Origin of the sequence: Promicromonospora iranensis (genome assembly GCF_028994775.1) — a bacterium.
Classification (GTDB): domain Bacteria; phylum Actinomycetota; class Actinomycetes; order Actinomycetales; family Cellulomonadaceae; genus Promicromonospora; species Promicromonospora iranensis_A.
This window is the reverse complement of record NZ_JAJQMN010000005.1, coordinates 153469-180297: the sequence shown is the minus strand read 5'-3', so window position 1 is coordinate 180297 and position 26829 is coordinate 153469. Positions and strand designations below refer to the sequence as shown.

The 26829-nt window shown below is 72.7% G+C and carries 22 protein-coding genes; 8 read left to right on the top strand and 14 right to left on the bottom strand.

What is annotated here, in order from left to right; genetic code table 11:
• Window positions 1-20 precede the first annotated feature (20 nt).
• Window positions 21-863, top strand: a complete 843-nt coding sequence (locus LUU90_RS10735; RefSeq protein WP_275003414.1) for an SDR family NAD(P)-dependent oxidoreductase — start codon at window positions 21-23, stop codon at window positions 861-863.
• Between the two features lie 21 nt (window positions 864-884).
• Here LUU90_RS10735 and LUU90_RS10730 read toward each other — a convergent pair whose 3' ends face one another.
• Window positions 885-1481, bottom strand: coding sequence for a TetR/AcrR family transcriptional regulator (locus LUU90_RS10730; protein ID WP_275003413.1), 597 nt, complete (start codon window positions 1479-1481; stop codon window positions 885-887).
• 100 nt (window positions 1482-1581) lie between these two features.
• Here LUU90_RS10730 and LUU90_RS10725 point away from each other — a divergent pair, with 100 nt between their 5' ends.
• The gene (locus LUU90_RS10725; RefSeq protein WP_275003412.1) at window positions 1582-2460 is read left to right on the top strand and encodes an SDR family oxidoreductase; all 879 of its coding nucleotides are present in this window, start codon (window positions 1582-1584) and stop codon (window positions 2458-2460) included.
• Here the strand turns inward: LUU90_RS10725 and LUU90_RS10720 are convergent.
• The gene (locus tag LUU90_RS10720) at window positions 2426-2926 is read right to left on the bottom strand and encodes an ACT domain-containing protein (protein ID WP_275003411.1); all 501 of its coding nucleotides are present in this window, start codon (window positions 2924-2926) and stop codon (window positions 2426-2428) included. The genes LUU90_RS10725 and LUU90_RS10720 overlap by 35 nt on opposite strands.
• 90 nt (window positions 2927-3016) lie before the next feature.
• Here LUU90_RS10720 and LUU90_RS10715 point away from each other — a divergent pair, with 90 nt between their 5' ends.
• Complete coding sequence (locus LUU90_RS10715) at window positions 3017-3751, top strand: ArsR/SmtB family transcription factor (RefSeq protein WP_275003410.1); 735 nt, start codon at window positions 3017-3019, stop codon at window positions 3749-3751.
• Here the strand turns inward: LUU90_RS10715 and LUU90_RS10710 are convergent.
• Window positions 3716-4213 carry a winged helix-turn-helix transcriptional regulator gene (locus LUU90_RS10710; protein ID WP_275003409.1) on the bottom strand — a complete coding sequence of 166 codons (498 nt, stop codon included), beginning with the start codon at window positions 4211-4213 and terminating at the stop codon, window positions 3716-3718. The genes LUU90_RS10715 and LUU90_RS10710 overlap by 36 nt on opposite strands.
• A 91-nt stretch (window positions 4214-4304) precedes the next feature.
• Between LUU90_RS10710 and LUU90_RS10705 the strand changes: the two genes are divergently transcribed.
• Window positions 4305-5162, top strand: coding sequence for an SDR family oxidoreductase (locus LUU90_RS10705; protein WP_275003408.1), 858 nt, complete (start codon window positions 4305-4307; stop codon window positions 5160-5162).
• A 189-nt stretch (window positions 5163-5351) separates the two neighbouring features.
• Window positions 5352-6365 (top strand): zinc-dependent alcohol dehydrogenase family protein, encoded by a 1014-nt coding sequence (locus LUU90_RS10700; RefSeq protein WP_275003407.1) that lies wholly within the window; start codon window positions 5352-5354, stop codon window positions 6363-6365.
• A 32-nt stretch (window positions 6366-6397) separates the two neighbouring features.
• On the opposite strand, the gene LUU90_RS10695 is transcribed toward LUU90_RS10700, so the two are convergent.
• A complete protein-coding gene (locus tag LUU90_RS10695) occupies window positions 6398-6802 on the bottom strand; it encodes a RidA family protein (protein ID WP_275003406.1) in 405 nt (134 codons plus the stop codon).
• A 45-nt stretch (window positions 6803-6847) separates the two neighbouring features.
• Between LUU90_RS10695 and LUU90_RS10690 the strand changes: the two genes are divergently transcribed.
• Window positions 6848-7612 carry a TetR/AcrR family transcriptional regulator gene (locus LUU90_RS10690; RefSeq protein ID WP_275003405.1) on the top strand — a complete coding sequence of 255 codons (765 nt, stop codon included), beginning with the start codon at window positions 6848-6850 and terminating at the stop codon, window positions 7610-7612.
• Between the two features lie 18 nt (window positions 7613-7630).
• Here the strand turns inward: LUU90_RS10690 and LUU90_RS10685 are convergent, their stop codons facing one another.
• The 3 genes from LUU90_RS10685 to LUU90_RS10675 form a co-directional block, all read right to left on the bottom strand.
• Window positions 7631-9133 (bottom strand): PepSY-associated TM helix domain-containing protein, encoded by a 1503-nt coding sequence (locus LUU90_RS10685; protein WP_275003404.1) that lies wholly within the window; start codon window positions 9131-9133, stop codon window positions 7631-7633.
• Between the two features lie 105 nt (window positions 9134-9238).
• Complete coding sequence (locus LUU90_RS10680; protein ID WP_275003403.1) at window positions 9239-9889, bottom strand: hypothetical protein; 651 nt, start codon at window positions 9887-9889, stop codon at window positions 9239-9241.
• A 100-nt stretch (window positions 9890-9989) separates the two neighbouring features.
• Window positions 9990-10697 (bottom strand): FadR/GntR family transcriptional regulator, encoded by a 708-nt coding sequence (locus LUU90_RS10675; protein WP_275003402.1) that lies wholly within the window; start codon window positions 10695-10697, stop codon window positions 9990-9992.
• Between the two features lie 135 nt (window positions 10698-10832).
• Between LUU90_RS10675 and LUU90_RS10670 the strand changes: the two genes are divergently transcribed.
• The gene (locus LUU90_RS10670; RefSeq protein WP_425596218.1) at window positions 10833-11459 is read left to right on the top strand and encodes a gluconokinase; all 627 of its coding nucleotides are present in this window, start codon (window positions 10833-10835) and stop codon (window positions 11457-11459) included.
• Window positions 11460-11739: 280 nt separating this feature from the next.
• Here LUU90_RS10670 and LUU90_RS10665 read toward each other — a convergent pair whose 3' ends face one another.
• The 7 genes from LUU90_RS10665 to LUU90_RS10635 all read right to left on the bottom strand — a co-directional run bounded on the left by LUU90_RS10665 (window position 11740) and on the right by LUU90_RS10635 (window position 24793).
• Window positions 11740-15648 (bottom strand): LamG-like jellyroll fold domain-containing protein, encoded by a 3909-nt coding sequence (locus LUU90_RS10665; protein ID WP_275003401.1) that lies wholly within the window; start codon window positions 15646-15648, stop codon window positions 11740-11742.
• 496 nt (window positions 15649-16144) lie between these two features.
• A complete protein-coding gene (locus tag LUU90_RS10660; protein ID WP_275003400.1) occupies window positions 16145-18316 on the bottom strand; it encodes a glycoside hydrolase family 31 protein in 2172 nt (723 codons plus the stop codon).
• Window positions 18313-20445 carry a glycoside hydrolase family 127 protein gene (locus LUU90_RS10655; protein WP_275003399.1) on the bottom strand — a complete coding sequence of 711 codons (2133 nt, stop codon included), beginning with the start codon at window positions 20443-20445 and terminating at the stop codon, window positions 18313-18315. Before LUU90_RS10655 ends, LUU90_RS10660 begins: the two co-directional genes overlap by 4 nt.
• A 57-nt stretch (window positions 20446-20502) precedes the next feature.
• Window positions 20503-21333: a carbohydrate ABC transporter permease gene (locus LUU90_RS10650; RefSeq protein WP_275003398.1), complete on the bottom strand. Its 831-nt coding sequence runs from the start codon at window positions 21331-21333 to the stop codon at window positions 20503-20505.
• Window positions 21330-22295: a carbohydrate ABC transporter permease gene (locus LUU90_RS10645; protein WP_275003397.1), complete on the bottom strand. Its 966-nt coding sequence runs from the start codon at window positions 22293-22295 to the stop codon at window positions 21330-21332. Before LUU90_RS10645 ends, LUU90_RS10650 begins: the two co-directional genes overlap by 4 nt.
• Window positions 22296-22391: 96 nt before the next feature.
• The gene (locus LUU90_RS10640; protein WP_275003396.1) at window positions 22392-23657 is read right to left on the bottom strand and encodes a sugar ABC transporter substrate-binding protein; all 1266 of its coding nucleotides are present in this window, start codon (window positions 23655-23657) and stop codon (window positions 22392-22394) included.
• Window positions 23658-23770: 113 nt separating this feature from the next.
• Entirely contained in the window at window positions 23771-24793 is a 1023-nt protein-coding gene (locus LUU90_RS10635) for a LacI family DNA-binding transcriptional regulator (protein WP_275003395.1), read from the bottom strand.
• Window positions 24794-25018: 225 nt separating this feature from the next.
• Between LUU90_RS10635 and LUU90_RS10630 the strand changes: the two genes are divergently transcribed.
• Window positions 25019-26749, top strand: a complete 1731-nt coding sequence (locus tag LUU90_RS10630; protein WP_275003394.1) for a CBM35 domain-containing protein — start codon at window positions 25019-25021, stop codon at window positions 26747-26749.
• Window positions 26750-26829: the final 80 nt, after the last annotated feature.

Below are 26829 nucleotides of genomic sequence, written 5' to 3'. Positions count from 1 at the left end.
CCCACTGCATGCTGTTCGACATGGACAGCACCTCCCCCAGGACCATCGTCATCACCGGCGCGAGCGACGGGATCGGCGCCGCCGCGGCCCGGCTGCTCAGCGCCGCCGGCCACCACGTCGCGATCGTCGGGCGCTCGCCGGAGAAGTCCGCGAAGGTCGCCCGCGAGGTCGGCGGCGACCACTTCGTCGCCGACTTCACCCGCCTGGCGGACGTGCGCCGCCTGGCCGCCGAGCTCGACGACGCGTACCCGCGCATCGATGTGCTGGCGAACAACGCCGGGGGCATCCTCGGAGACCGCACCAAGACCGTCGACGGCCACGAGCGAACGTTCCAGGTCAATCACCTGGCGCCGTTCCTGCTGACCGGCCTGCTCCTGGACAAGCTCCTCGCGAGCCGCGCCTCGGTCATCCAGACGTCGAGCGCCGGCGCGCGGCTCTTCGGGCACCTCGACGTGGACGACCTCGACCACGACCGGGACTTCACGCCGCACCGCGCGTACGGGACGGCGAAGCTCGAGAACATCCTGTTCACCACGGAGCTGCACCGGCGCTTCCACGACCGAGGGCTCTCGTCCGCGGCGTTCCACCCGGGTGTCGTCGCGACGAGCTTCGGCACGGAGAGCACGAGCGTCCTGCGGCCGCTGTACCAGAGCCGGATCGGAAAGCTGGTCCTGGCCACGCCCGAGAGGGGCGCCGCGCAGTTGGTCCGGTTCGCGCAGACCGAGCCCGGCGTCGGCTGGCAGTCGGGCGCGTACTACGAGCGCGGCCGTGTCGCGCGCCGCGTCAACCCGCAGGCGCGGGACGCCGACCTCGCCCGCCGGCTGTGGGACCGCTCCGCGGAACTGGCCGGGGTCGCCGCCTGACGCGGGCGATCCGCCAGCCGGTCAGGCCCCGAAGCCCGCGCCCGCGCGGCCGACCGCGTCCCGAATCGCGGCGGCCCGCGCCTCGGGCCGCTCGACGGCGACCGCCGCCGCCGTCGCGGCACCCATGCAGGCCCCGAGGTGCGCCGATATCAACGGCCAGCCGGCAGGGTCAGGGAACTGCCGACGGAGCGCGCCGACCAGGTCGGACTGCGCGCGCTGCAGCCGCACGACGAGCGAGGCCGGCAGCCCGCGCGCCGTTGTGACCAGCTCGGCGCGAAGGTCGGCGAGCTCGTCCGTACCCGCAGCCGGGTCCTCGAAGAGGTCGACCAGCACCGCCATCACTGCGGCGACACCCTGGGCAGGGCTTGCCTGTGCGGGCAGGCCGTCCAGGGCTTCGGCCGCCCGGCCGACGTGACCTTCCAGATAGTGGAAGAGCACGTCCTCCTTGGACGGGAAGTGCAGGAAGAACGTGCGGCGCGCGATCCCCGCCCCGGCCGCGATGTCGTCGATCGACGTCGCGGCCACGCCACGCTCGAGGAACAGTCTGGTGGCCGCGCGGACTATGGCGCCCCGCGTCTCGGCACGTCGTCGCGCACGAACTCCGATCTGCTGCCCCATGGCCTCTACCCTAGCGCGTGATGCACTAGTGCATAATGCACTAGTGCATCAATACACTCTGGCCAGGGTCGACCTGGCAACGGTCGACAAAGGAGAAGACATGCCGGAGCACACCGGCCGGACCTATGTGGTGACCGGTACCGACTCGGGGATCGGCGAGGTTCTCGCGGCGCGGCTGGAGGCGAGCGGCGCCCACGTCATCCGGTGCGGCATCGGGGAGACGGCCGACGTCCGGGCCGACCTCACCACCGCCGAGGACCGCAGCTTCACCGTCGAGCAGGTCCGGAACCTCGCTCCTGCGGGGATCGACGGCGTCGCACTCGTGGCGGGCAGCGGAGACGGAGACGTCGCTGTCCGGCTCAACTACTTCAGCACCGTCGCGCTGCTGAACGCCCTGCGCGACGACCTGGCGCGCGCACCCCAGCCCCGCGCGGTAGTGGTGAGCTCCTCGTCGTCACTCTCCCCGGGTGATGCCGACCTCGTCGACGCCTGTCTCGCCGACGACGAGCGTCGCGCCGTGGCCATAGCCGGCACCCTCGTGGCACGAGGACGTGGGGCAGTCGTCTACCGGTCGACCAAGATCCCTCTCAACCGGTGGCTGCGCCGCACCGCCGTCGACGAGAACTGGGCCGGTGCCGGAATCCTCCTCAACGCGGTGGCGCCGGGCATCGTCGAGACCGAGGCCGCCCGGCGCGGCGTGCTCTCGGACCCCGCGAGCGCCCGGGTGCTCCAGGACGCGCTGCCGCAGCCCCTCGGGATGCCCGGTCCCGTCGAGCCGGTCGCCGCCGCGATCGCCTGGCTGCTGTCGCCGGACGCCGCGTTCACCACGGGGCAGGTGCACTTCGTGGACGGCGGCGCCGAGGCGGTCCTGCGGGGCGAGGCGCCGTTCGCGACCGGCGTCCGGTACGGCCCGCTGCGGATGACGCGCATGATCGCCTGGACCGTCATCGGCCGGCTGCGCGCCCTCCGTGCGCGGTGAGCCCGCGGCTCCCCCAGCGCGCCACCACCGCACGGCATGTCGCCGCGTCGTCGTCGGCCACGAGGAGCACCAGGTTGCCGGCGTGGTCGCTGTACTGGACCAGCACGTTCACCCCGGCGTCGCCCAGGCGCCGCGCGAGCGTGCCGAGCTGACCGGGCACCTCCTGGTCCAGCCGCGCGAGCACGACGTCGCGCACCGCCGCCGGCCCCAGCCCGGCCTCCTCGACCGCCCGGAGCGCGCGGGCGCCGTCGTGCACGAGGTAGTGCGCCACCGCACGGCCGTCGACGGTGCAGACGCCGCCGCCCTCCAGGCTGACGCCCGCCTCGCCCAGCGCCTGGCCCAGGTCGGCGAGCGCCCCCGGACGGTCGGGCAGGTGGACCTCGATGTCCTGCATCGGTGGGGTCGTCATCTGCCGTGTCGTCATCTGCCGTGTCGTCATCTGCCGTGTCGTCATCGGTCGTGTCATGGCGGGACCGTAGGACGGGAACGCTACGGTGGACGCCGAAATGTCGCGGCCGTACGGTCGGCCCATGAGTCGGACCCTCAGCAGGGCCCCATGACCCGGGACCGCGACTTCACCGCGCTGGGTCGGGCACTGTCCACCCCGGCCCGCTCGACGTTCCTGAACCTGCTCATGGACGGCACCCGGCGCCCGGCGGGCGAGCTGGCGCGGGCGGCGGGTGTGAGCGCGTCCACCGCCTCGGGCCACCTGTCCGTCCTGGTGGACGCCGGCCTGGTGACCTGCGAGACCCGTGGCCGGCACCGGTACTACGCGCTCGCGGGCCGGGAGGTCGCGCACGCCCTGGAGTCCCTCGGCACGGTCGCCGACGCCGCCCCCGTCTCGGGGTACCGCCGCAGCCGGCGCGCGGAGTACCTGGCCGCCGCCCGGTTCTGCTACGACCACCTCGCGGGCCGGCTCGGCACCGCGCTCACCGACGCCTGGGTCCGGTCCGGCTGGCTCGCGGGCCGCGACGAGCTGGTGCTGACCGACGCGGGCGCCGTCGGGCTGCGTGAGATCGGGGTGGACGTCGACGGCGCGGTATCTGTCCGCCGGGTGACGACGCGGGCATGCCTGGACTGGACGGAACGGCGCCCGCACCTGGCGGGGGCGCTCGGTGCCGCGGTCGGCACGCGGTTCCTCGAGGCCGGCTGGGTCGTCCGGCACCGGTCGGGACGGGGCCTCGACGTCACCCCCACGGGGCACGACGTCCTCCGCGAGACCTGGGCGGTCGACCTGAGCCGACGCGGCGCCGGTCTAGGCGCCTCCGCCTGGACCGGCCGCGGGACCTGAACCGTCCGCGGGCTTCGGGTCCGGTGGCTGAGCCGAACCCGGGGCGGCCTCTCGTGCGGCCTCTGCCACGTTGGCCTCCAGCAGGTCCGCGAGCGAGCGCAGCTTCTCCGCGACGCCCTCGCCGAGCGGCGTCAGCGCGTACTCGACGCGCGGCGGGATGGTCGTGACCACCTCGCGCGTGACCATGCCGTCCCGTTCGAGCGCCTGGAGCGTCTGGGAGAGCATCTTCTCGCTGACCCCCTCGACCCGCCGGCGCAGCGCGTTGAAGCGGTAGCCGCCCTCGCCGAGCGCGAGCAGGGCGAGCGAGGCCCACTTCGAGGTGACGACCTCGAAGGCGGCACGGGAGTCGCAGTCGCGCGCGAAGACGTCGGCCACCAGCGCCTGCGTGGGGGTGTCGTCCGGCGCTGCAGAGGCCCGGGCGGCAGGTTCCCGGGCGGCGGACTCCAGATCGGTGAGGCTCACCGGCCCAGGATACCGCGCACCGACGGAATGTAGTGTACTTTCGAATCGTTAGTGCTTCCCGCTGGCAACCACTTGAGCAATGGAGAGTTTCATGACCACCTACGCCGTCACCGGAGCGACCGGCCCCTTCGGCCGCACCGCCATCGAGGAACTCCTGTCCCGGGGAGTTCCCGCCACCGACGTCGTGGCGATCGTCCGCACGCCGAGCAAGGCCGCGGATCTCGCCGAGCGCGGCGTCCAGGTCCGCGAGGGCGACTACTCCCGGCCCGAGACCCTGCCCGCGGCCCTGGACGGCGTGCAGCGCCTGCTGTTCGTCTCGGGCAGCGAGGCGGGGGCGCGGGTGCCCCAGCACACCGCGGTCGTCGACGCCGCCAAGGCCGCCGGCGTGGAGCGCATCGCCTACACCAGCATCCTCAAGGCCGGCAGCACGTCCAACCCGCTCGCGGGTGAGCACGAGGCGACCGAGGCCGCGCTGCGTGCGTCGGGCGTCCCGGTCACCCTGCTTCGCAACGGCTGGTACACCGAGAACTACACCGGACAGCTGGACCAGTACCTCGAGCGCGGCGAGATCGTGGGAGCGACCGCCGGCCGCAAGATCTCGGCCGCCCCGCGCGCCGACTTCGCCGCCGCCGCCGTCACGGCGCTCCTCTCCGACGACGACGGTGACGCCGTCTACGAGCTCGGCGGCGAGTCGTTCGGCTACGACGAGCTCGCGGCCACGATCAGCGACGTCACCGGCACCAAGGTGGCGCACCGCGACCTGTCCGTCGCGGACTTCCAGGCCGAACTGCAGCAGCACGGGCTCGACGCCGGCACCGCCGGGTTCGTCGCGGGCCTCGACGCGTCGATCGCCGCGGGCGACCTGGAGACCGACAGCGACGACCTGGCCCGCCTCCTGGGCCGCCCGGCGACCCCGCTCGCCGACGCGCTCCCCCGAACCCGCTCCTGAGCGGGCGGGCCTGCGCGGGCGGCTCCCGCTGGCGGGCCCGCGCTGGATGGTCGGTAGTCCGTCAGGCGGTCGGTAATACGTCAGGTGATCGGTAGCTCGGAATGCCGATCACCTGACGGAATGCCGACCGCCGGACGGACTACCGACCATCGGCTCCGGCACGGCTCCTCGGCGTGTTGAATGGGGCACATGCGAGGAGCAATCATTCATGGACCCGGGGACGTCCGCTTCGAGGAGCGGCCCGACCCCGTCATCGTCGAGCCCACCGACGCCGTCATCCGCACCGTCGCCGCCTGCGTGTGCGGCTCGGACCTGTGGCGCTACCGGGGTATCTCACAGGTCAAGCGTCCGACGCCGATCGGGCACGAGTACGTCGGCGTCGTCGAGCAGGTCGGTGACGCCGTCACCTCCGTCAAGCCCGGCGACTTCGTCGTCGGCGGATTCCTGTACAGCGACAACACCTGCGCGGTGTGCCGCAAGGGCATGCAGGCCAACTGCCTGCACGGGGGCGGATTCGACGGCTGCCAGGCCGAGAAGATCCGCATCCCCCACGCCGACGGCACGCTGCTCGCCACCCCGGGCGAGCCGGACGCCGACCTGATCCCGAGCCTGCTGAGCCTCTCCGACGTGATGTGCACCGGATGGCACGCGGCGGTCTCAGCCGGCGTCGGGCCGGGTTCGAGCGTCGTGGTGGTGGGCGACGGAGCCGTCGGGCTGAGCGGCGTGCTCGCCGCCGCGCAGCTCGGCGCCACGACGATCATCGCCATGAGCCGGCACGAACCCCGCCAGAAGGTCGCCGAGGAGTTCGGCGCGACCCACGTCGTCGCCGAGCGCGGCGCCGAGGGGCTGGCCCAGGTGCTCGAGCTGACCGAGGGCATCGGCGCCGACGCGGTGCTGGAGTGCGTCGGCACCGAGGAGGCCCGCGCGCAGTCGGTGGAGCTCGTCCGCCCCGGCGGCACGATCGGCCTGGTCGGCGTCCCGCACGGCGACCTGCCCACCGACACCCTCTTCTGGGGCAACAAGGGCATCCGTGGCGGTGTCGCCCCCGTGCGCGCCTACCTCCCGCACCTGCTGGACCTGGTGTGGAAGCGCGAGATCGACCCGGGCAAGGTCTTCGACCTCACCCTGCCGCTGTCCGAGGTGGCCGAGGCCTACCGCGCGATGGACGAGCGGCGCGCGATCAAGGTGCTGCTGGAGAACTGACGGCGCTCGCCGCGGCGCCGTACCGGCGCCGGTCAGTCCGCGAGCGCCGCCGTCAGGTCGACCTCGACGAGCTGACCGGGGAAGCCGAGGGCGACGACGCCCAGCAGGGTGCTCGCCGTGGTGAAGGCCTGGGCGATCGGGCCGGCGTTCAGCCGCTGCCAGACGGCGGAGAGGTCGGCCCGGTCGCTGCTCGCCACGTAGATCACGGAGCGGACGACGTCGCCCGGCGTGGCTCCCGCGGCGGACAGCGCGGCGAGGGCGTTGGCCGCCACCTGGTCCGTCTGGGCCATGAGGTCGTCGGGCCCGACCACGGTGCCGGACTCGTCGAGCGGGCACTGCCCCGCGAGGTAGGCGGTCCGGCCTGCCTCGGCGACGGTCACGTGGTGGTAGCCCGGCGTGGGGTGCAGGCCGTCGGCCTGCAGTCGGTCGATATGCATCGTCCGAGTGTCGCAATGCGGTCCCCGCCGCGCGATCCTGTTCACATGGAACACCCCGTCCGGTTCGGCGAAACGAGCGTCATGACCGAGCAGCTGTCCCCAGCGTCCCTGGCGTCGCAGGGTGCCGAGCACCCAGGCGAGCACCCAGGCGAGCACCCAGGCGAGCACCAGGGCGCACACCCTGCCCCGCTCCCCGCGCACGAGCTGCGCTCCGACGCGCGCGACAACCGCGACCGCATCCTGCAGGTGGCGCGCAAGGTCTTCGCGGAGAAGGGCATCGACGTCTCGATGCGCGAGGTGGCCCGGCGCGCCGAGGTCGGCCCGGCGACGCTGTACCGCCGCTTCCCGACCAAGGAGGCCCTGGTCACCGAGGCGTTCCGGGAGCAGATGGCGATCTGCACCGCGATCGTCGACGACGGCCTCGCGGATCCCGACCCGTGGCGCGGGCTCAGCGGGGCGATCGAGCAGGTGTGCGTGATGCACGCCCAGGACCGGGGGTTCACCGCAGCGTTCGTCTCGGCGTTCCCGCAGGCCGTCGACTTCGCTCAGGAGCGCTCCCGCGCCCTGCGGTCGCTCGCAGAACTGATCCGTCGGGCCAAGGAGTCCGGTGGCCTGCGGCGAGACGTCGTGCTGGACGATGTCGTGCTGCTGATCATGGCCAACTCCGGCATCCGGGCCACGTCGCGCCAGGCCGCGGTGGCCGCCTCCCGCCGGTTCGTGGCGCTGCAGCTCCGGTCGATCAGCGCGCGTCCGGACGACGGGCCCCTGCCGCCCGCCGTCCGGCTCCCGCTGATGGCCGCGATCCACTGACCCGCGGGTCGCCGTCCGTCAGCGCGTCCGAGCGGTCCGGCGTCCGGCGAAGCCGAGCAGCACGTCGATCAGCACGAACCCGGCAAGGGTCCAACCGACCAGAGGCAGCCACCAGGCGACCAGGGCCGCCCCGGCGAGCACCACGCCGATGCCCCACCAGGGTGCGCCGCGCAGGGCGCCCCGCCGCGGCGGGGTGCCGCCGAGGGGACGCGGCTCCCGCGTCGGTCGACGCTTCCACCACATCAGGTAGCCGAGCACGACCATCGCGGCGATGCCCGCCGCGAGCACGAACAGGGCCAGCTGGTGGGGCAGGCCGAACAGCGAGCCCATGTGGGCGTCGATCCCCCAGCGAGCCAGCTTCGCGGCGACCGGGAACTCGGCGAAGTCGACCCGGTGCACCACCCGCAGGGAGCCGGGGTCGACGGCGACCGCGTCCACCTCGGTCGGATAGCTGCGCTGGATCTCCTGCACCACCCAGGCGGTCCCGGGCTCGGCCGGCGGCCTGATCTCGACCAGGCCGGTGTCGACGTTCACCGCCTGGGACGCGGCGAGGACGGCATCGAACAGCGCGGCGTCGGCCGCTCCCCCGACGCCGGCAGGCGGGTGGCCCACATGGCCGGCGCTGCCCTCGTGGCCCGCGTGACCCTCGTGACCCGCGGGCCCGCCGTCCGGCAGCCTGGTGTCTACGGCTGGCGTGCGCCAGTCGAGCGCCGCCCGCAGCGTGTCGACGTTGCCGCCCCCATGCTGCGACCAGGTGATCCCCGTCGCCGAGAGGAACAGCGCACCGAGCAGCACCCAGATGCCCACCGAGGCGTGCCAGGTGAACAGCCTGCGGTAGCCGGTACGCCCCCGGGCGGGCCGTACGAGGTCCGTCGCGGCGCGCGTCCTGCGGATGCGCCGGAGCCAGAGGCCGAGGCCCGCGAGTGCCACGATCCCGAGCCAGGAGGCGGCGAGCTCGCTGTACAGGCGGCCGACGTCGCCCAGATGGAGGCTGCCGTGCAGCTGCTCGACCCAGGTGCGCAGCGGCAGGGCACCGCTGGTGCCGTAGGCGGTGAGGTCGCCGCGGACCTCGCCGGTGCCCGGATCGACGAACACGGCTCGGGACTCGCTCTCGCCGAGGCGGTCGTCGGCGAACATGACCCGCGTCGTGTCGCCCGGCTCGGGTGCGGGGCGTACCGCGGACGGCGTCGCCGCGCCGTCGCCGACGTGGTCGCGGGCGATGTCCACCTGCTCGGCGAGACTGAGCCGCGTGTCCGTGACAGGAGCGTGCAGCGCGTCCCGGTAGACGACCTGCTCGAGCGCGGGGGTCAGGGCGTACAACGCGCCGGTGACCGCGGCGACGAGGATGAACGGGCCGACGAGCAGGCCGGCGTAGAAGTGCAGCCGGAGCAGCAGGGCGCCGAACCAGCCACGCCGTCGGCCGGAGCCGGACGGTCGGGTGAGGGCCGGCTCGCGGGCCGGACGGTGGGGGCGTCGGGGTGCGCGCTCGCTCTCGGGCGCGACGAGGACGGTGGTGGGCATGGGGATTCGCTTTCAGGTCATGAGGGCGGCGCCGACGGCGCCCGCCCGGGCGCGTCCGAGCCAGGACGGCGGGCGTGGCCGAGCCGGTCGGCGCTCGGGGAAAGGTCAGGTCGCGAGCGCGCGGGGTGGCCCGCGCCGCCGCGACGGCGACACCTCAGGACGTGCGGGGAAGGATCCGGTGAACCAGTCGGGCGCCACCACGCGCACGACAGGGAACGAGGGGACGGCGTCGACGGGCGGGGCGAACCGGCGGCGTACCCAGTCCGCCGTCTGCCCGGCGATGTCACGCAGGCGGGACAGCGCACGCTCGCCGCCGTACAGGCCGGCGACGGTCACCGCTGCCGCGACCGCGTGCGAGAACCACATGGCCGGCTCCACGCCGGGCAGCACGCCGGACAGCACGCCGGGCACCGCGTCGCCCGGCGCCGGGACCGCGTTCCCGCCGTGCGCGCCGTGGCCCGTCGGCATACCCGCCGGCGCTGACCCCGCGGCAGCGCTCCGGACGGGCGCGCCCAGCACGAACAGCGCGTGGAAGAGGGCCTGGCTCAGCGCGACGGACGCCGTCGTCCGCCACAGCGAGAGCCGGCGGCCCGCGAGAGCCGTGCACACCGCGAGCGACAGGGCCCACGGCACGAGGATCCCGAGCCACCCCGGCAGCGCACCGCCCCCGAGGAGGTGCGCCAGCAGCGCCACTGCGGTCGCGGCGGACGCCACGCTGGGACCGCGCGCGCCACGGAGCCGTCGGGACGAGTGCACGCCTCATTCATACCGGAGGCACCGCCCCGGTGCACCGCCTGCACGACGCAAATCAGCACGTGCAGGCAGGGCTCGCGGGGGCTCGCGGTCCGGAGCCCGGTCAGCCCTTGCCGGCCGGGCCCTCGCCCAGCGCACCGCGCACCTCGCGCACGATCCGCGCCATCGCCTCCTCGGCGGCCGCGCCGTCCCCGCGGGCGACGGCGAGCGCCACCGCCTCGTGCGCATCCAGCGCCTCCGGCTCGGGGTAGGCGGGCATCAGGCCGAGGTGGGTGCGCCCGGAGATCACGACGGCGACGACGTCGGCGAGCGCGCTGAACAGCTCGTTGCCGCTGGACCGCATGAGGAGCTCGTGCAGCTGGATGTCCAGGGCCAGGAACTCCTCACCGTCGCCCTTGCCTGCCTCGCCCAGCTCGCGCATCCGGCGCGCGGTGGCGACCAGCTCGTCGCGGACGGCGGCCGTGGCCCCCCGCGCGGCGCACGAGGCGGCGAGCGGCTCGACCGCCTGGCGCAGCTCGGTGAGCGACCGCAGCTGCGACGCGCGGCCCGGCCCGGCCAGGCGCCACTCGATGACGCGGGGGTCGAGCACGTTCCACGCGTCGTGCGGCAGCACGACGATGCCCACGCGTGGTCCGGAACGGACCAGGCCGAGCCCTTCGAGCAGGCGCATCGCCTCGCGCGCGACGGTGCGCGACACCCCGAACTCGGCGCCGATCCCGTCCAGCGTCAGCGTCGCCCCGGCCGGCAGAGCGCCACCGGTGATACGACGGCCCAGGGCCTCGAGGACGGGGCTGTGCAGCACTGGGGACATCCTCCAAGACTAGAGCGCCGTGGTCTCGCCCCGGGGCAGGTCGCTCGCGGCCGGTCGTCCGGCGGACGAGGGGTCCAGGAGATCGGTGATATGAATCACGGCATAATGGTGTCACCAATAGGTGAGGATAGGGGGATGGACACAGACGTCACCGAGACAGCGATGTTCTCGACCCCGACCACCAGTGCGACATCGCGCAGCGGGACCGACCACGGACCCCGGGCGATCGTCGTCATGGGCGTGGCCGGCTCGGGCAAGACGACGGTCGCCGCGCTCCTGGCCGGCAGGCTCGGCGCGTCGTTCGCGGAGGGAGACGACTTCCACTCCCCCGCGAACGTCGCCAAGATGGCCGCCGGCCACCCGCTGGACGACGACGACCGCTGGCCCTGGCTGAACGGGATCCGCGACTGGTTCGCCAAGGAGCTCGCCGAGGGCAGGAGCGCGGTCGTGCCGTGCAGCGCCCTGCGCCGGAGCTACCGCGACCTGCTCGGGACCGCGGGCGCCGACACCGCCGGCTCCGTGCGGTTCGTGCACCTCACCGGCTCGTACGAGCTGTTGCACGAGCGCATCCAGGGGCGCGCCGGGCACTTCATGAAGCCCGAGATGCTCGACAGCCAGCTCGCCGCCCTGGAACCCCTGCAGGACGACGAGCCCGGGTTCGTCGTCGACATCACTTCGCGGCCGGACCAGATCGTCGAGGAGGCGCTCCGCCTGCTCGACCGCCCCGCCTCCACATCGAGCACCGAGCACGAGGACCACTGACGTTCCAGCCCACCGGACCGGTCGCGCCGCTGTGCGGAGCGTTCGGCCGAGGGCGCACCGTGGGCCGGGCTCGTCGAGCACGTCTCGACGAGCCCGGCCGATCAGTCGCCGGCGAGCCGCAGCAGCAGCCGGGCCAGCCGGTACCGTGCCCGCCCGTCCAGGGTCCGCGGGTCGTAGCCCAGGTCGTGCGTCAGGGCAACCAGCCGCCCCGCCGCCGCTGGCCGATCTTGCCGGGACGTAGGTCTCGACAAGCTCGACCAGCGGTGGGTGAAGCACCGCGTCAGTCGCAGGCCACCGCCGGGTAGGCGTGCTCGGTCGCGACGCCGTCCGCCGTCACCGTCACCGATCCGGCCTTCAGCCCGGCCTTGCGCGCGCTGAACGACTGGCGCCAGGTGTCACCGGCGGCCAGATCCTGGGTCGCCCGCTTTCCGAGCGAGCCGTCGATCCGCACGTCGAGCGGCTCGTCCGAGACGTTCCGCGTGCTGACCGTCAGGAACGCCCGCGGCCCGCGGCAGACCGACGCGGTGGTCACCTCGGTGACCGGCTCCACGCGGTGCGCCGCGAGCGGCGACACCGTGATCCGGTCCACGACCGGTGCCCAGCGGGACCGCAGCGGGAAGTCGGGCCAGACGTCCGAGGCGTAGGTGACGCCGTCGAAGTTCGGCGCCTCCTGCGAGCTCAGCGTGATGGTGTTCGCGCCCTCCTCCAGGTCGAGCACGACCGTCTTCTCCCAGAAGTTGTTCTCGTGGAACGAGTGGGGGAAGAGCACGGGGGCCGACGCGCCGCCGTTCACGGAGATGTCCGCCCGGCGGGCGATCGGGTCCGGGTTGTAGTGCGACGCCGGCGACTGCTCCGGGTTCGAGTACCGCAGCACGACGGCGTGCGGGCCGGCCTCGCCGGCGTCGACCCGGAACGTCAGCGTGCTGCCGTTGCCCGGGTCTCCCCCGACGTCGGTCACCGCCTTGCCGCCCTCGGCGAGCGACAGGTCGGACACCTTCGCCGAACCGGCAAGTTCGGCGTCCTCCGCCTGGTACTCCGCCGCCGCGAGCGCCCCCGTCCCGGGCGCGGTGGTCAGCCGGTCGACGACGACGCCGTCGGCCCCGCCGGTGATCACCACCTTGTTCACGCCACCGGTCAGGTGTGCGGCCACCTCGTGGGTCCGCCCTGCGCGGCCCGCTGCGAGGTCGAGGACCTCGCGGCCGTTCACCGCGAGGGTGCCGGCGCCCGCGCCCAGGGTGTCGACGCCGAGCGTCGCCTCGCCGTCGACGGCGCTGTAGACCCAGAACGTCGCGGTCTCGCCGTCGGCCAGCTCGACGCCGCCGGCCCCGGAGACCGTCGCCGGGTCGACGCCGTCGGGCGCCGCGTACAGCGTCTGTCCGCCGTCCAGGGTCGCGTGCTCCGCCTCGTACACGGCGGTCCCGGCGTCCGGGTTCGGCAGGGCCAGGGTGATCCGGTCGAGGATCGCGTCGCCCATGGTGGTGCGGCTGCCGTCGAGGCTCCGCGCGGCGAGCGAGATGGTGTGCGTGCCTGCCGTGAGCTCGACCTCCGTGTCAGCGTGGTCCCAGACCACCCACTTGTAGCCGAGCGGCAGGTGCAGCTCCTGCTCCGCGGCGCCGTCGACCCGCACGAACACGTTGGTCGGACCCTGCTCCGCCACGGCGTCGAACGTGTTGAGGCTGTTGGCGAAGACCGACAGGTCGTAGGTGCCGTCCTCGGGCACCGTGACCTCGAAGTCGAGGACGCCGTCGGAGCCGGTGCGCAGACCGCCGACGTCGTACCCGCCGGAGGTGTAGAACTTGCCCACGTCGGCCGGCGAGCCCTCGGGCCCGTTCAGGCTGTAGCCCGACCCGGTGTAGGTGGCGTCCTCCGCCTCGTAGCTGCCGTCCCAGAGCGTCGGGGCGCTGCTCGTGGCCTCACCGGCGCCCGCGGGCGTCACGACGATCTCGTACGCCGACGACTCGCGCAGCAGCGGCAGCGACTCGCCGTCGAAGTCGACGACCACCTTCCCGTCGGTGACCGGCATGGTGGTCTCGGCGATGTGGCGCGGCTGCGCGGAGTCGCCCAGCTGGCCGGTCCAGGAGATCTCGCGCACCGTGACGCGCACGTCCTCGCCGAACACCGCGTCGGGCACGTTGACGAGCTCGACCGGGGCGGCGCCGTCGGCCCCGCCGATGATGGTGCGCGACAGCGCGCGCCCGGTGTCCAGGGCAGAGACGCCCTGCAGCGTGTAGTTCTCGCCGGGGAACGGCGGCGTGACCTTGACGGTGTTCCCGCTCATCTGGGCGTACGCGTTGAACAGCCACCACTGCCCGTTGCCGCGGTCGGACTGGACGGCGGAGTCGGAGAGGTTGCCGTCGATGTTCCAGTACGCGATGTCGGCGTCGACCTTGGAGTCCTCGATGGCCGAGATCCACTGGATCATCTGGCCGGGAACCGAGGTGTGGTAGTTGAACGCGTACTCGTTGATGTTGATCGGCAGCTCGGTGCCCGCCAGCTCCGTACCGGCGAAGACCTCGGCCTCCCAGTCACGGTAGGTCGCCACGGACTCGCGGATCTTCTCCGGGTGTGACAGCTCGTGCCAGGTGATGATCTCCGGGACGGTCCCGGCCTCGACCGTGTGCTCGAGGAAGCCCTTGACCTGGCCGTACAGGATGCTGGTGTTCGGGCCGGCGATCCGCGCGTCGGGCATGCGCTCCTTGATGAGCGCGTGGACCCGGTCCCAGGCAGCAAAGTAGTCCGTGGGGTCGTCGAGCCACGACGTGCCGTCGTAGCTCCACCGGCCCGTGCCGAACATGTTGCCCTCCGGCTCGTTGAACGGCACGAAGACGACGTTGTCCTGGTACTCGGCCGGCATCTCGAGCACCTGGTCGACCTGGGTGCCTATCTTCTCCACGAAGCCGTCGAGCTTCTCCGCGGGCGTGTCGCCCGGCCACTCGTACGGGAAGCCGCGGTGGATGTCGGTCATGTAGATGTAGACGTCCCCGTCGGTGGCGTCGGCGAGCGGCCGGACCACCTCGAGCGCGTCGGCGCCCGGGTGCTGCGGCCCGTCCTGTGCCTTGGTCGAGACGGTCCGGATCCCCATGCCCTCGATGAGGTTGTCGCTCGGCAGCCCGTCGCCGTAGAGCCCGTACAGCGTGCCGGACGCCCCGCCGTGGAACGACCCGGTCTCCGCGCCGAGGTCGACCCGAAGCTCGCCCCGGTGCACGGTGACGGTCGCGGTCACCGGAGTGCCCGCCGCGTCACCCGAGACGGTGAAGTCCCCCGGCTGCGCGTACTGCGCCGGGTCGATCTCGTCCCAGACCACCGGGACGTCACGGTCGTAGCCGTCCGTGAACGAGGCACGTACCGCAGCCGGGAGATCAGGCGCCGCCGCGATCGTCGTGCGCACCTCGAAGGTCTTCCTGGTGAGCTCCACCAGTTCCGGCCGCTCCTCCACGAGCTCGGCCACCTGCTCGGTGCTCAGCGCGGCCCGATACACGCGGAAGTCGTCGATCGCACCGTCCAGGAGCGGGTCCGGGTAGAACGACCTGCCGAGGTACCCGGCGGACTGCGCGGCGGACGTGAGCAGGTCACCGGCCGCCACGGTCGACCGGGCGGTGCCGACGGCCACGCCGTCGAGATAGGTGGTGAGCCGGTCCGCCTCCGCGTCGAGCGTGACCGTGAGCGTCACCCAGTCGCCGGCGCGCAGCGGGCTGTAGCCGCTGTTCTGCGCCTCGCCGCCGCCACCGTTCGTCGTCAGCGCGGTGCGCAGGCGCCCGTCGCCGTTCGACGGCGTCGCGAACAGGTAGCGCGTGGTGTCCGTGCCGAGGTCGAAGACCCGCTGCCACGCCCCGCCCGTGCCGTCCCAGCGGACGCGCGCCGACACGGTGACGTCGGTGGCGCCCTCCAGAGCACCGCGCGGGATCGTCACGTAACCGCCGCCGGTCCCGCCGGGCAGGTCGAGCGCCGTGCCGCCGCCCTCTACGTCGACCAGGCCGGTGGTGCCGGAGATCGCGCCGTCCAGCCCGTTCCCGGAGGCATCGGGCACGACGGCGCCCGCGACGTCGTCCATCGTGTAGTGCAGGTGCGGCGCGGGCAGCTCCTGGGCCGCGTTCGTGTCGGTCGCCAGGCCGGTGCTCGCGGTGGCCGGCGCGGCGAGTGCCGCCCCCGCCGTGCTCCCGGCGAGCGCCAGGACCGCGAGCGCCGCCACGGCGGTGCGCCGAGGCCTGCGCGGTGCGGGTCCGTGTGGAGCTGGTCCGTGTGGAGCTGGTCCGGGGTGTGCGGGTCCGGAGGGTGCTGCTCCGGAACGTGCTGGTCCGCTACGCGGATCGCCGCTCGCTGAAGGTGTTGTGCTCATCGTTGAGTGCCTTCCTTCTCATCGTGGGGTGGAACGGGGTTCAGAGGAAAAACAGGGCTCGGTCGCTCCGAGCGACTGGCGTGACCTGGCGTGACTGGTCGAGATCGGTCCCTTGCTCTGAGATCGGTCCTTCAACCGACCGATCTCAGAGCAACCGACCGATCTCAGATCTGACGCGGTGCATGTGACCGAACCGAGCGAGACAGGCGCGTGACCGACCGTGCGGTGGAGCCTGTCGAACCGCGGCCAGGCGAACCGGTTCGACGATGCGCAGCCTGAGGGCACTCTGGCAGCTGAGCCCCGACGTGGGCAGTCCGCCGCGGCTCTCCCGCCGGGTCGGTGGTCGGCATCAAGATCCAACCACCGGACCAGGCGCCACCGACCCGCCGGCGGGCGCACCCGGCACCACGTGCCCGGCCACCCGCCCCGTCGTGCGGCCGACCACCTGCGGCAGCGCGCCGTCGCGCAGGAACACCGGCACGACGTCGAGCGGGGCGGCGGCGCGCACGGTGGTGCCGCCGTCGTGCACCTGGCCGGTGGCGGCGTCGGTCCAGCGGGCGCCGGCGGGGAGGTAGACGTCGCGCTCGCGCACGCCTGCCGCGAGGACGGGCGCGACCAGGACGTCCGGGCCGAGCAGGAACTGGTCGTCGACGTCCCACGCTCGCGCGTCACCGGGGAAGTCGTGGAACAGGCCGCGCATGACCGGCTGGCCGTCGGTGTGCGCGGCGCGCATGGCGTCGCGCACGTAGTCGCGCAGGGTCTCGCGCAGATGGACGTAGCGTTCCAGCACGCCGTACACCTCCTCCCCGAAGCTCCACAGCTCGTTGGGCCCGCCCGAGGGCAGGCGGGGCGAACCGTCGGCGGCGGCGACGTCCTGGCGGGGCAGCCGGTCGCCGTGCAGCCGCATCACGGGGCTGAACGCGCCGAACTGGAACCACCGCACGAGCAGCTCGTGGAACGCGGGGTCGGTGACGTCGCCCCGGTGGAAGCCGCCGATGTCGGTGGTGAACCACGGGATGCCCGCGACGCCCATGTGGATGCCCGCGGTGACCTGGCGGGCCAGGTCCTCGAACGTCGAGGAGATGTCGCCCGACCAGACGAGCGCGCCGTACCGCTGGCTGCCCGCCCACGCGCAGCGGACCAGGTTGACGACCTCGCTCTCGCCGTCGGCGACCTGGCCCTCGTAGAAGGCGCGCGCGAACGCCTGCGGGTACACGTTGCCCACGCGCAGGGCCGGGCCGAGGTGGTACCGGAAGGCGTCGTAGTCGTAGACGCCGTACTCGGGCTCGGCCTCGTCCAGCCAGAACGTGCGGATCCCGTGGGAGCCGTAGTTGCGCCGGCAGGTCTCCCAGAGCCAGCGCCGGGTCTCGGGGTTGGTCACGTCGAGGAAGGTGCTCGGGCCCTGGAACGACATGTGGACGTCGAGCCCGCGGTCGGCGCGCACCAGCAGGTTGTTCCGGCGCAGGTACGAGTCGTTCTCGGACTCGAGCGACACCTGCGGCCAGACGGAGACCATGAGCTCGGCACCGAGCTCCTTCAGCTCGTCGACCATCGCCGTCGGGTCCGGCCAGAACTCGTCCTCGAACCGGTAGTCGCCCATCTTCGGCCAGTGGAAGAAGTCCGCGACGATGACGTCGAGCGGCAGCCCGCGCCGGTGGTGCTCGCGTGCCACCTCCAGGAGCTGCTCCTGGTTCCAGTAGCGCAGCTTGCACTGCCAGAAGCCGAGCCCGCGCTCCGGCATCATCGGGGCGTGCCCCGTCGCCTCGGCGTAGGCCCGCGAGATGTCCGCGGGGGTGCGCCCAGCGGTCACCCAGTAGTCGAGCTGCTTGGTCGACTCGGCATGCCACTCGGTGCGGTTGCGCGCGAACGTCGCCCGCCCGATCGCCGGGTCGTGCCAGAGGAACCCGTACCCACCGCTCGACATGACGAACGGCACGCTGGCCTGGGAGTTGCGGTGCGCCAGCTCGAACGTGGAGCCCTTGAGGTCCAGCACGTGCTGCTGGTACTGGCCCATCCCGTACAGCTTCTCGTCCGGGTCCGACTCGAACGACGCCGTGAGCGTGTGCCCGTCGTCGCCGAGCCGCGGGCGGAAGTTCCGGGCGCGCAGCTGGAGGGAGCCGCCGCGGTCGAGCTCGCGCAGCAGCAGCCGGCCGTCGGCGTCGTAGAAGGCCAGGTCGCAGTGCGACACCTCGTAGCCGACGATCTCGCTGAACCCCGTGCTGGTGGTGAGCTCGACCCGGATGCCGCCGTTGACGAGGGTCGCGCCGTCGGCCCGGAGCTCGACGCGCGGGGCGTCGTGGGCGACGCCGTCCGCGACGGCGGGCGGCAGGAGCGCCCAGTCGGTGTCCTCGACGTCGCCCAGGACGGTCGCGCGCACGCGCACGCTGTCCCGGCCCCACGGCTCGACCACCAGGGTCTCGCCGCCGCTCCGCCAGGTCAGGCGGGCGCCGTCCGCGCGGACCGGCGAGTCGACGGCGTCCGTCGCGGGGGCCGGTGTGCCCGGCGTGGTGGGGTCGGTCATCGGGTCTCCTCGTGTCGGGCCGTCGGAACAAAGACGCGCATGGTCGACGGGCCGCGCTCGGCCCAGCGGTGGTAGGGCACCAGGGTCAGGTCGAACGCGGGTGCACCGGCGTCGGGCGTCGGCGCGAAGGCGCTTCCCGGACCGCCGGAGCCGAACGGCGGGGTGCCCGCCCCGCCCTCGAGCAGGGGCACGGTGACGGCGCGGACCACCGCGCCGTCGCCCTGCGCACGGGGCGCGACCCCGGCATCGAGACGCACCTGGTCGAGCTGCACACCGTCGGGCAGGTCCACCGACTCCAGCGCGAGCACGAGCGGGCCGCGCTCGACGGCCGCGGTCCCGCGCACGGCGTCGACCCGCGGGTCGGGCCAGGTCAGACGGGGGTCGACGGGCAGATCGAGCGTGACGACGTCGCCCACGGCGAGTGCGGCGCTCACCCCGGCGTCGGTGCCGGCAGCATCAGTCCCCGCGGCGCCGGCCGTCACCCAGCCCGGTCGGACGGCGGTGGTGGAGCCGTCCGGGCCGGTGAGCGTGGCGCCGTCGGCCCAGTGCGGTACGCGCAGCCGCAGGGTGACCGGCCGCTCTGGGACGGCGGTGACCTCGACGCGGATGCGACCGTCGTGCGGGTACTCGGTGGTCACCCGCAGGACGAGCTCGCCGTCCGGCGCCGAGCCTGCCGAGGAGCGGTCCAGCGCCACACGCAGCTCACCCGCGGCGTACTGGGCGAGCGACACGACGACGCCGCCGTCGGACACCGCCTCGCGCGCACCATCGGACAAACCCTCGGGCGGCTCCTCGACGAACGCCGCGTACGCCTGCCACGAGGCGAGCGTGCGTGCCACGTTGGTCGGGCAGCACGACACGTCGAACCACGGCGCTCGCACCCCGCCCTCGGCGCGCGGGTTGACGGCGTCGGGCCGCACGTCGGCGCCGGGCTCGCGCTGCTGCAGCGGGTTGGCGTAGAAGAACGCGCGCCCGTCGGTCCGGGGCGAGGTCGCCACCACGTTGTAGAGCGTGCGCTCGATGAGATCGGCGTAGCGGACGTCGCCCGTGGCGAGCAGGAGGCGCCACGAGACCATGACCGAGGCGACCCCGGCACAGGTCTCGCAGTACGCACGGTCGGGCGGCAGCTCCCAGTCGTCGCCGAAACCCTCGTCCTGGTGCCGCGAGCCCATGCCGCCGGTGAGGTAGGTGCGGCGCTCCACGGAGCGCGCCCACTGCCGTTCGACGGCGGCGCGCAGGCCGGCGTCCTGCGTGTCCACGGCGACGTCGACCGCACCGGCCGCGAGGTACAGGGCGCGCACGGCGTGGCCGCGCCAGACGTCGGCGTCGCGCACCGGTACGTCGTCCTGGAAGTACGCGGGGCTGAGCAGCGCGATCGGCGCGAGCGTGCCGTGCCCGCGGCGCTCGACGAAGAGCCGGGCCTGCTCGGTGTAGCGGGGCTCGTCGAGCGCGCGGCCGAGCTCGGCGAGGCCGAGCTCGATCTCGGGATGGCCGCAGATGCCGTCCCGGCCGTCGCCGCCCCGGCCGTCGGCGCCGAACTCGCGGCACACGTGGTCGGCGGCGCGGCGGGCGACCTCGACCAGGAGGTCCTCGTCCGTGCCCCCGGGCGTGCCCGTGGTCCGCACCCGTGCGACCGCCGCCTGCAGCAGGTGGCCGGTGCAGTACAGCTCGTGGCCCGTCGAGAGGTCGCTGTACCGGCCGGCCTGTCCGGCGTGGCCGAAGCATGTGTTGAGGTAGCCGTCCTCGTCCTGCGCGGCGGCCACCCGGTCCACCACCTTGCGCAGGAGCGCATCGACCGCCGGGTCGCCCGTGCGGCCGTGCTCCCAGGCCAGCGCCTCCAGCAGCTTGTAGACCTCGGAGTCGGAGAACTGCCAGCCCGGCCGTCCCCCGCCCGTGGTGCCCTCGGCGACCCGGTCGAAGTTGCCGATCCAGCCGAGCTGCTCCATCCAGTCCAGGCAGTGCTGCAGCGTGGCGCGCGCGTTCGTCTCCTGGAGCGCGCCCCAGAATCCGCCGTCGAGCCGCAGCTCGCCGACGCCGAGACCGCGGCGCGGGCCGCGCGGCACGACCGGGCGCGCCCGGGCCGCCTGGCGCTGCGACGCGGTCGTGCGCGTCGAGTGGTGCTGTGTCACAGGTTTCCTTCGTCTCTCTGGTCCATCGGCGTCAGTCGGTGCACGTCAGTCGGTGCGTCAGTCCTTGACCGCACCGGCCGTGACGCCCGCCGCCACGTAGCGCTGCGCCACGACCAGCAGGATCGCCGCGGGCACCGACGCGACGACGGCGGTCGCCATGATGGCGTTCCACTGCGTCGTGTTGTTGCCGATGTAGTTGTAGATGCCGAGCGTGATCGGGATGAGCTCGCCGTTGCGGTTCAGGGTCGACGCGAAGATGAAGTCCGACCATGCCCACAGGAAGGCGAACAGCGAGACCGTGAGCGTGGAGTTGCGGCTCACCGGCAGCACCACGGACCGGAACGTGCGCCAGGCGCCCGCCCCGTCCACGCGCGCGGCCTGCAGCAGCTCGCGCGGGATGCCCGACATGAACGCGGTGTACAGCAGTACGCCGAACGGCACGGCGACCGTCGAGTCGGCGATGATCAGGCCGCCGACGGTGTTGAGCAGGCCCAGGCTGTTGTAGACCGCGTAGAACCCCATGGCCATGACCACCGCCGGGATCATCTGCGCGACCAGCAGCAGGAAGTTCAGCGTGCGCCCGCCACGCAGGTTGAGCAGCGCGAGCGCGTACCCCGCCGGTGCGGCGATCACGACGGTGAGCGCCACGCAGCCGAGCCCGACCAGCAGGCTCGTCCCGAGAGCCGGGAGCTGCTGCTGGAACACGGCCGTGTACCCCTCGAACGTGGGGTGCAGAGGGAACCAGTGCGGCGGGTCCGACCGCAGGTCGCTGGTCTGCGTGAGCGAGACGTTCACCATCCAGTAGACGGGGAACAGCATGAAGGCGGTGAGGACGAGGCCGAGGGCGGTCTTCCACCACGGCTTCTGCGCGAGACGACGGCCGGTCATGAGTCCTCCTGACGGCGCTGGAGCTGCAGGTGCAGGAATCCGAAGACGAGGGCGATGAGGATGAGCAGGTTGCCGACCGCGGCGGCGGGCGAGAAGTCCGGCTGGCCGGTCCCGAAGGCCTCCCGGTAGGACCAGATGGCGAGCGTCGTCGACGCGTCGCCGGGCCCGCCGGTGGTCATGATCCAGATGACGTCCACGACCTTCAGCGTGTAGATCAGCCCGAGCAGGAGCGTGATGGCGGACACCGGGCGCAGCAGCGGGAACGTGATGCTCCAGAACTGCTTCCACGGGCCGGCGCCGTCGAGCGATGCCGCCTCGTACACCTCGCCCGGGATGTTCTGCAGCCCGGAGTACAGGATCACGAGGTTGAACGGGATGCCCAGCCAGATGTTCGCGATCGTCACCGACAGGAGGGCGGTGTCCGGGGAGGTGAGCCAGTTGATCTGCTCCGCGCCGAACGCCGCGAGCACCGAGTTCACGATGCCGTTGTCGCTGTTGAGCATCCACGACCAGGTCGACGCCGACACGATGAGCGGCAGCAGCCACGGCACGAGGAACATCGCCCGCAGCAGGCCGGACAACCGGAACCCCGAGCGGAAGAACACCGCCAGCGCCAGGCCGATCGCGTACTGGAACACGATGGAGACGACGGTGAAGACCGCGGTGTTCCACAGTGCCGTCGGGAACGTCGACGAGCTGAACACCTCGGCGTACTTCTCGAACCCGACGAACTCGGCGTTGCCCTGGACGAACGCGCGGATCGTGTAGTCGTGCACGCTGAGGTCGATGTTGCGCCACAGCGGGTAGACGTAGAAGAGGATCAGGTACACGAGCAGCGGCGCGGCGAAGCCGACGGCGGCCCACTGGGAGACCGCGGGGCCGCGCCTGCGGCGCGGTGTCGGCGGCTGCCGGTCGGCGCCCGGTGGTGCGCCCGCCGTGGCCGGCGCCTCGGTGGTGGTCATCAAAGCGTCCTCAAGTCTTTCAAGTTGAGTGCTGGGTATTTGTTGCCCGAGAGGTGCTTACGGCGCAAATACCCAGCACTCAACGACGGCGGGTGGTTAGCTGGTGGCCGTTTCGGCTTCTGTCTGGGCCGTCGTGAGGGCCTCTTCCGGCGTCGCCGCGCCCGAGAGGGCGTTCTGGACCGCCGTCCAGAGGGCCTCGGAGATCATCGGGTAGTCGGCGCCGAGGTCGTCGCTCGTGCGGCCCTTGGCGTTGCGCACGGCCTCGACCCAGGGCTCGAGCTCCGGCTTCTCCTCGATGAGCGCAGCCTGGCCGTCCGCCGTCGGCGGCACGTAGTAGGCGAACGTGTTCGCCGTCTCGACGAAGCCCTCGGGCGTCGTCATGCACTCGACGATCTGCCGGGTGACGTCATAGCGCTCGGTGTCCTCCTGCACGGGCGCCATGATGAACTCGCCGCCCGTCGGTGCCGGCGCGACGCCGCCGTCGCGCGCGGGCAGCTGGACGGTGCCGGCCTCGAAGTCGGCCCCGGCCGCGCTGTCGACCTGCCAGGTGCCGTTCACGGCGAAGCCGAAGTCCCCGGTGAGGAACTCCTCCCACACGGTGTTCTGCGAGTTGTTGATCACCGAGTTCGGCGCGTAGCCCTCGTCGAGCCAGCCCGTCCACAGCTCGAGCGCGGCGACGGCCTCCGGCGAGTCGAGGTCACGCAGGTCGGCGCCGGCGCCCCAGAACCAGGGCAGGAACTGGAACGAGCCCTCCTCGGTGCCGATGCCGGCGAAGGTGATGCCCTTGTCGCCGTTGTCCGTGACCGCCTTGAGGGCCGCGGTGAGCGAGTCCCAGTCGGTGATCGAGGCCGGGTCCACGCCCGCGGCCTCGAGGACCTCGGCGTTGTAGTAGAGCGACAGCGTGTTGGCGCCGATCGGGATGCCGTACGTCTCCCCGCCGACGACGCCCGCCGCGAGCAGGTTCTCGTCGATCGCGGACGTGTCCAGGCCGAACTCGTCGACCGTGGTGAGCATGCCGGTGTCCGCGAGCGTGGAGACGGCCGGGTTGTCCAGCAGGATGACGTCGGGGGACGTGCCCTCCTGCGCGGCGAGCAGCGCCTGGTTGGTCAGCGCCGTCGTGTCGTAGGCGGTGCGCTCGATGGCGACGCCGGCCTCCTCGCCACAGGCCTGGACGCGGCCCGCCCAGTCCGACGAGTCGTCGTGCTGGGGGTACGGGTCCCACCAGGTGTAGGTCGCGTCGTCGCCGCCTCCGGTCTCGCCGCCCGCGGCGGCACCGCCGGACGAGCAGGCGCTGAGCACGCCGACGAGGGTGAGCGCGCCGACCGCCGCGAGGGTGGTGGGCTTGCGCCGGGAGTGGTGCATGGTTCCTCCTTGAACGGGTCCGGGCGACGACGCCGTCGTCCGGCTGGGGGGTGCTTGCTTGCTGGGGGGTGCTGGGGGGTGCTGCTGAAGGGCTGGTCCGTGGTGGCGAACGGTCAGGCCGGCCGCGGCACGCCGGTGCTGCCGCGGTCGACCAGCTCCGGTGTCACGAACCGCACGACGTGCGGCTCGTCGGCCGCCACGTCGCCCTCGATGCGGCGCACGAGCTGGCGCACGGCCATGCGGCCGAGCCGGTCGGGTGCGCTCTCGATCGAGGAGTAGGGCAGCGAGAAGGTGCGGGCGAACTCGTCCGAGTACCGGCCCACGACCGACAGGTCGCTGGGCGCGGTCAGCCCGCGCTGGTGCAGGACCGTCGGCAGGGCGGCGGCCGCCGCCTCGTTGTTGATCAGCAGCCCGGTCACGCCGGGGCGTGCGTCGAGCAGGGCGTTCAGGTCCTGCCCGACGTCGGGCTGGTGGGACGACGCCGACACGGTGTGCAGCGTGATACCGCGCGCCCTGGCCGCCTCGAGGGCGGCGTTCTGCAGGCGCCACACGTAGGCGCCACCGCGCTCGATCACGTGCTCCGGCTGCGACACGAGCGCCACCTCGCGATGCCCGAGGCGGTGGAGGTGGTCGACCATGAGGCGGCCCGCCTCCTCGAAGTCGAGGTCGAAGACGTCGACGCCGGTGCAGTCGGCGGGCAGGCCGACGAGCGCACCGGGCTGTGCGGCGGAGCGGAGAATGGGCAGACGTTCGTCCCGCTCGGCCACGTTGAGCAGCACGATGCCGTCGACCATGCGCGAGTCCGTGATGCGGCGCAGGGCGCGCGTGCCGTCGGCATCGGACACCAGGAGGATGTCGTAGCCGAGCTCGCGGGCCGTGTTGGAGACGCCCAGCATGTACTGGAGCATCGCGGGAGCGAACTCGTCCTCGAGGAACTGGGCGAGCAGCCCGATCACCATCGTCTGCGACGTGGCGAGCGCCCGTGCCCCGGCGTTCGGCGTGTAGCCGAGCTCCCGGACGGCGTCCTCGACCCGGCGGCGGACCTCCGCCGAGATCGCCCGCTTGCCCGACAGCGCGTATGACGCCGTGCTGCGCGACACCCCTGCCGCCTGGGCAACATCCCCGATGGTGGCCACTTCGCCTCCTGTGCTGCTGCTCGTCCTTGCGCTGCTGCCCTGCTTGGTCGCGTCTGTTGCGAACCGGTTCGACTCTAACCACACGGATCCGGTGATCGCAAGATCGAATTTTTTAGCCTCTTGCGGCGGACGGCGTTCGAAACTAGCGTCCTGGCAGGCGGGAACGTCGAACCGGTTCGCAACTTCCGCCGCGGAAGTCACCCGTGATCTCAATGAGGAGATGCCATGAAAATCGCTCTGCGACAAGCCCGGCCCCAACGCGCCCTGTCCCGTCTCAGCGTCCTCGCCCTGGTCGTGGGCGTCACGCTGGTCTCCCCCGCCGGCCCGGCGCAGGCGGCGGGCAACACCCTCACGGTCGACGTCGGCTCCGTCGTCCGGCCGGTGACCCACGTCGGGTCGGGCGGCCTGTACGGCGTCGGCTCGAACACCAAGCCCACCACCGACCAGCTCCTGCCCCTGAGCCCGAACGGGTTCACCCAGCCCGCGCCGGGCACCACCCACCTCGGCAACGGCGCCACCGAGCCGTGCTGCGACGCCCTCCACGTCGCGGACAACATCACGCGCGCCGGAGCGCAGCAGCTCATCCGGATGCCGGACATCTACCCGACGTTCCCCTACCGGTGGCAGGGCTGGACCGACTGGGAGCAGAAGGTCCGCAAGATGGTCCAGGACCGCCTCGCGGCCACGTCGACGACGAACATCCGGGGCTGGGAGCTGTGGAACGAGCCCGACTGGACGTGGGACACCGCCGCCGCGGGGTCGTTCAACGCGGGCTGGACCCGCACGCACCGCCTGATCCGGTCGCTCGACACGGTGACGCCGATCGTCGGCCCCAGCGACTCGTACTACAGCCACGACCGGATGCTGTCGTTCCTGCGGAACGCGCGGGACACCAACACCCTGCCCGACGTCATCGTCTGGCACGAGCTCACCGACATGGACTGGGACAACTTCGACGACCACGTCGCCGACTACCGGGCCATCGAGCGCTCGCTCGGCATCAGCCCGCGCCCGATCGCCATCAACGAGTACAACTCGCTGAGCCAGATGGACATACCGAGCGTCGCCGTGCACTGGATCTCGGTGCTCGAGCGGCACGGTGCCCGTGAGGCGCACCGGGCGTACTGGTACGAGGCAGGCACGTTCGACGGCCTGTTCACGCTCCAGGGCCAGCCGACCGCCTCGTACTGGGCCTACCGCTGGTACGGCGCGATGGCCGGCAACGTCGTACGGACCACGCCGCAGAGCTGGCTCGACGGCGTCGCGGCGTACGACTCGAGCCGCAAGATCGTCAACGTCGTGCTCGGCGGGGACAGCGGCAACAACAGCGTGCGGGTCAACGGCCTGGGCTCGTTCGGCTCGTCCGTCCGGGTGACGGTGAACGCGGTCCCCGGCAGCGGGCGGCACACCCACGTGGCGGCGCCGACCGTGCTGTCGACGTCGACCGTGCCCGTCTCGAACGGCTCGGTGACCGTCCCGGTCAACGGGATGACGGCGGAGGGCGCCTACCAGGTGGTCGTCACACCGGCCGGCGGTCCGACGTCGACCTGGCAGCAGGTCTACGAGGCCGAGAACGCGAACGTCGTGAACGCGCAGACCCGGGCCGCGTCCGGTGCGTCGAACGGTTCGTACGTCGGCAACATCGACGGCACCGCCGACATGCGCTCGCAGAGCTTCGTGGACTTCACGGTCAACGTCCCGACGGCCCGCACCTACACGATGGCCGTGCGGTACGCGAACGGCACCGGGGCGACGTCGACCCACGGGCTGGCCTACAACGGCGGCGCCTTCTCCACGGTCTCCTACCCGCCGACGGCGGGCTGGGGCCAGTTCGCGACGACGAACGTGACGGTGTCGCTCCGGGCCGGCTACAACGTCATCCGGCTGGCGAAGGGCTCGCCGAACTTCCAGGGCGGCACCGGCTACGCGGAGCTGGACAGCATCACCCTCTCCTGACGGGCCCGGCCGGCCCGCCTACCCACTGACGCCTACCCAGGGATTCGGCCCGAACTCACCACGAGTTCGGGCCGAATCGC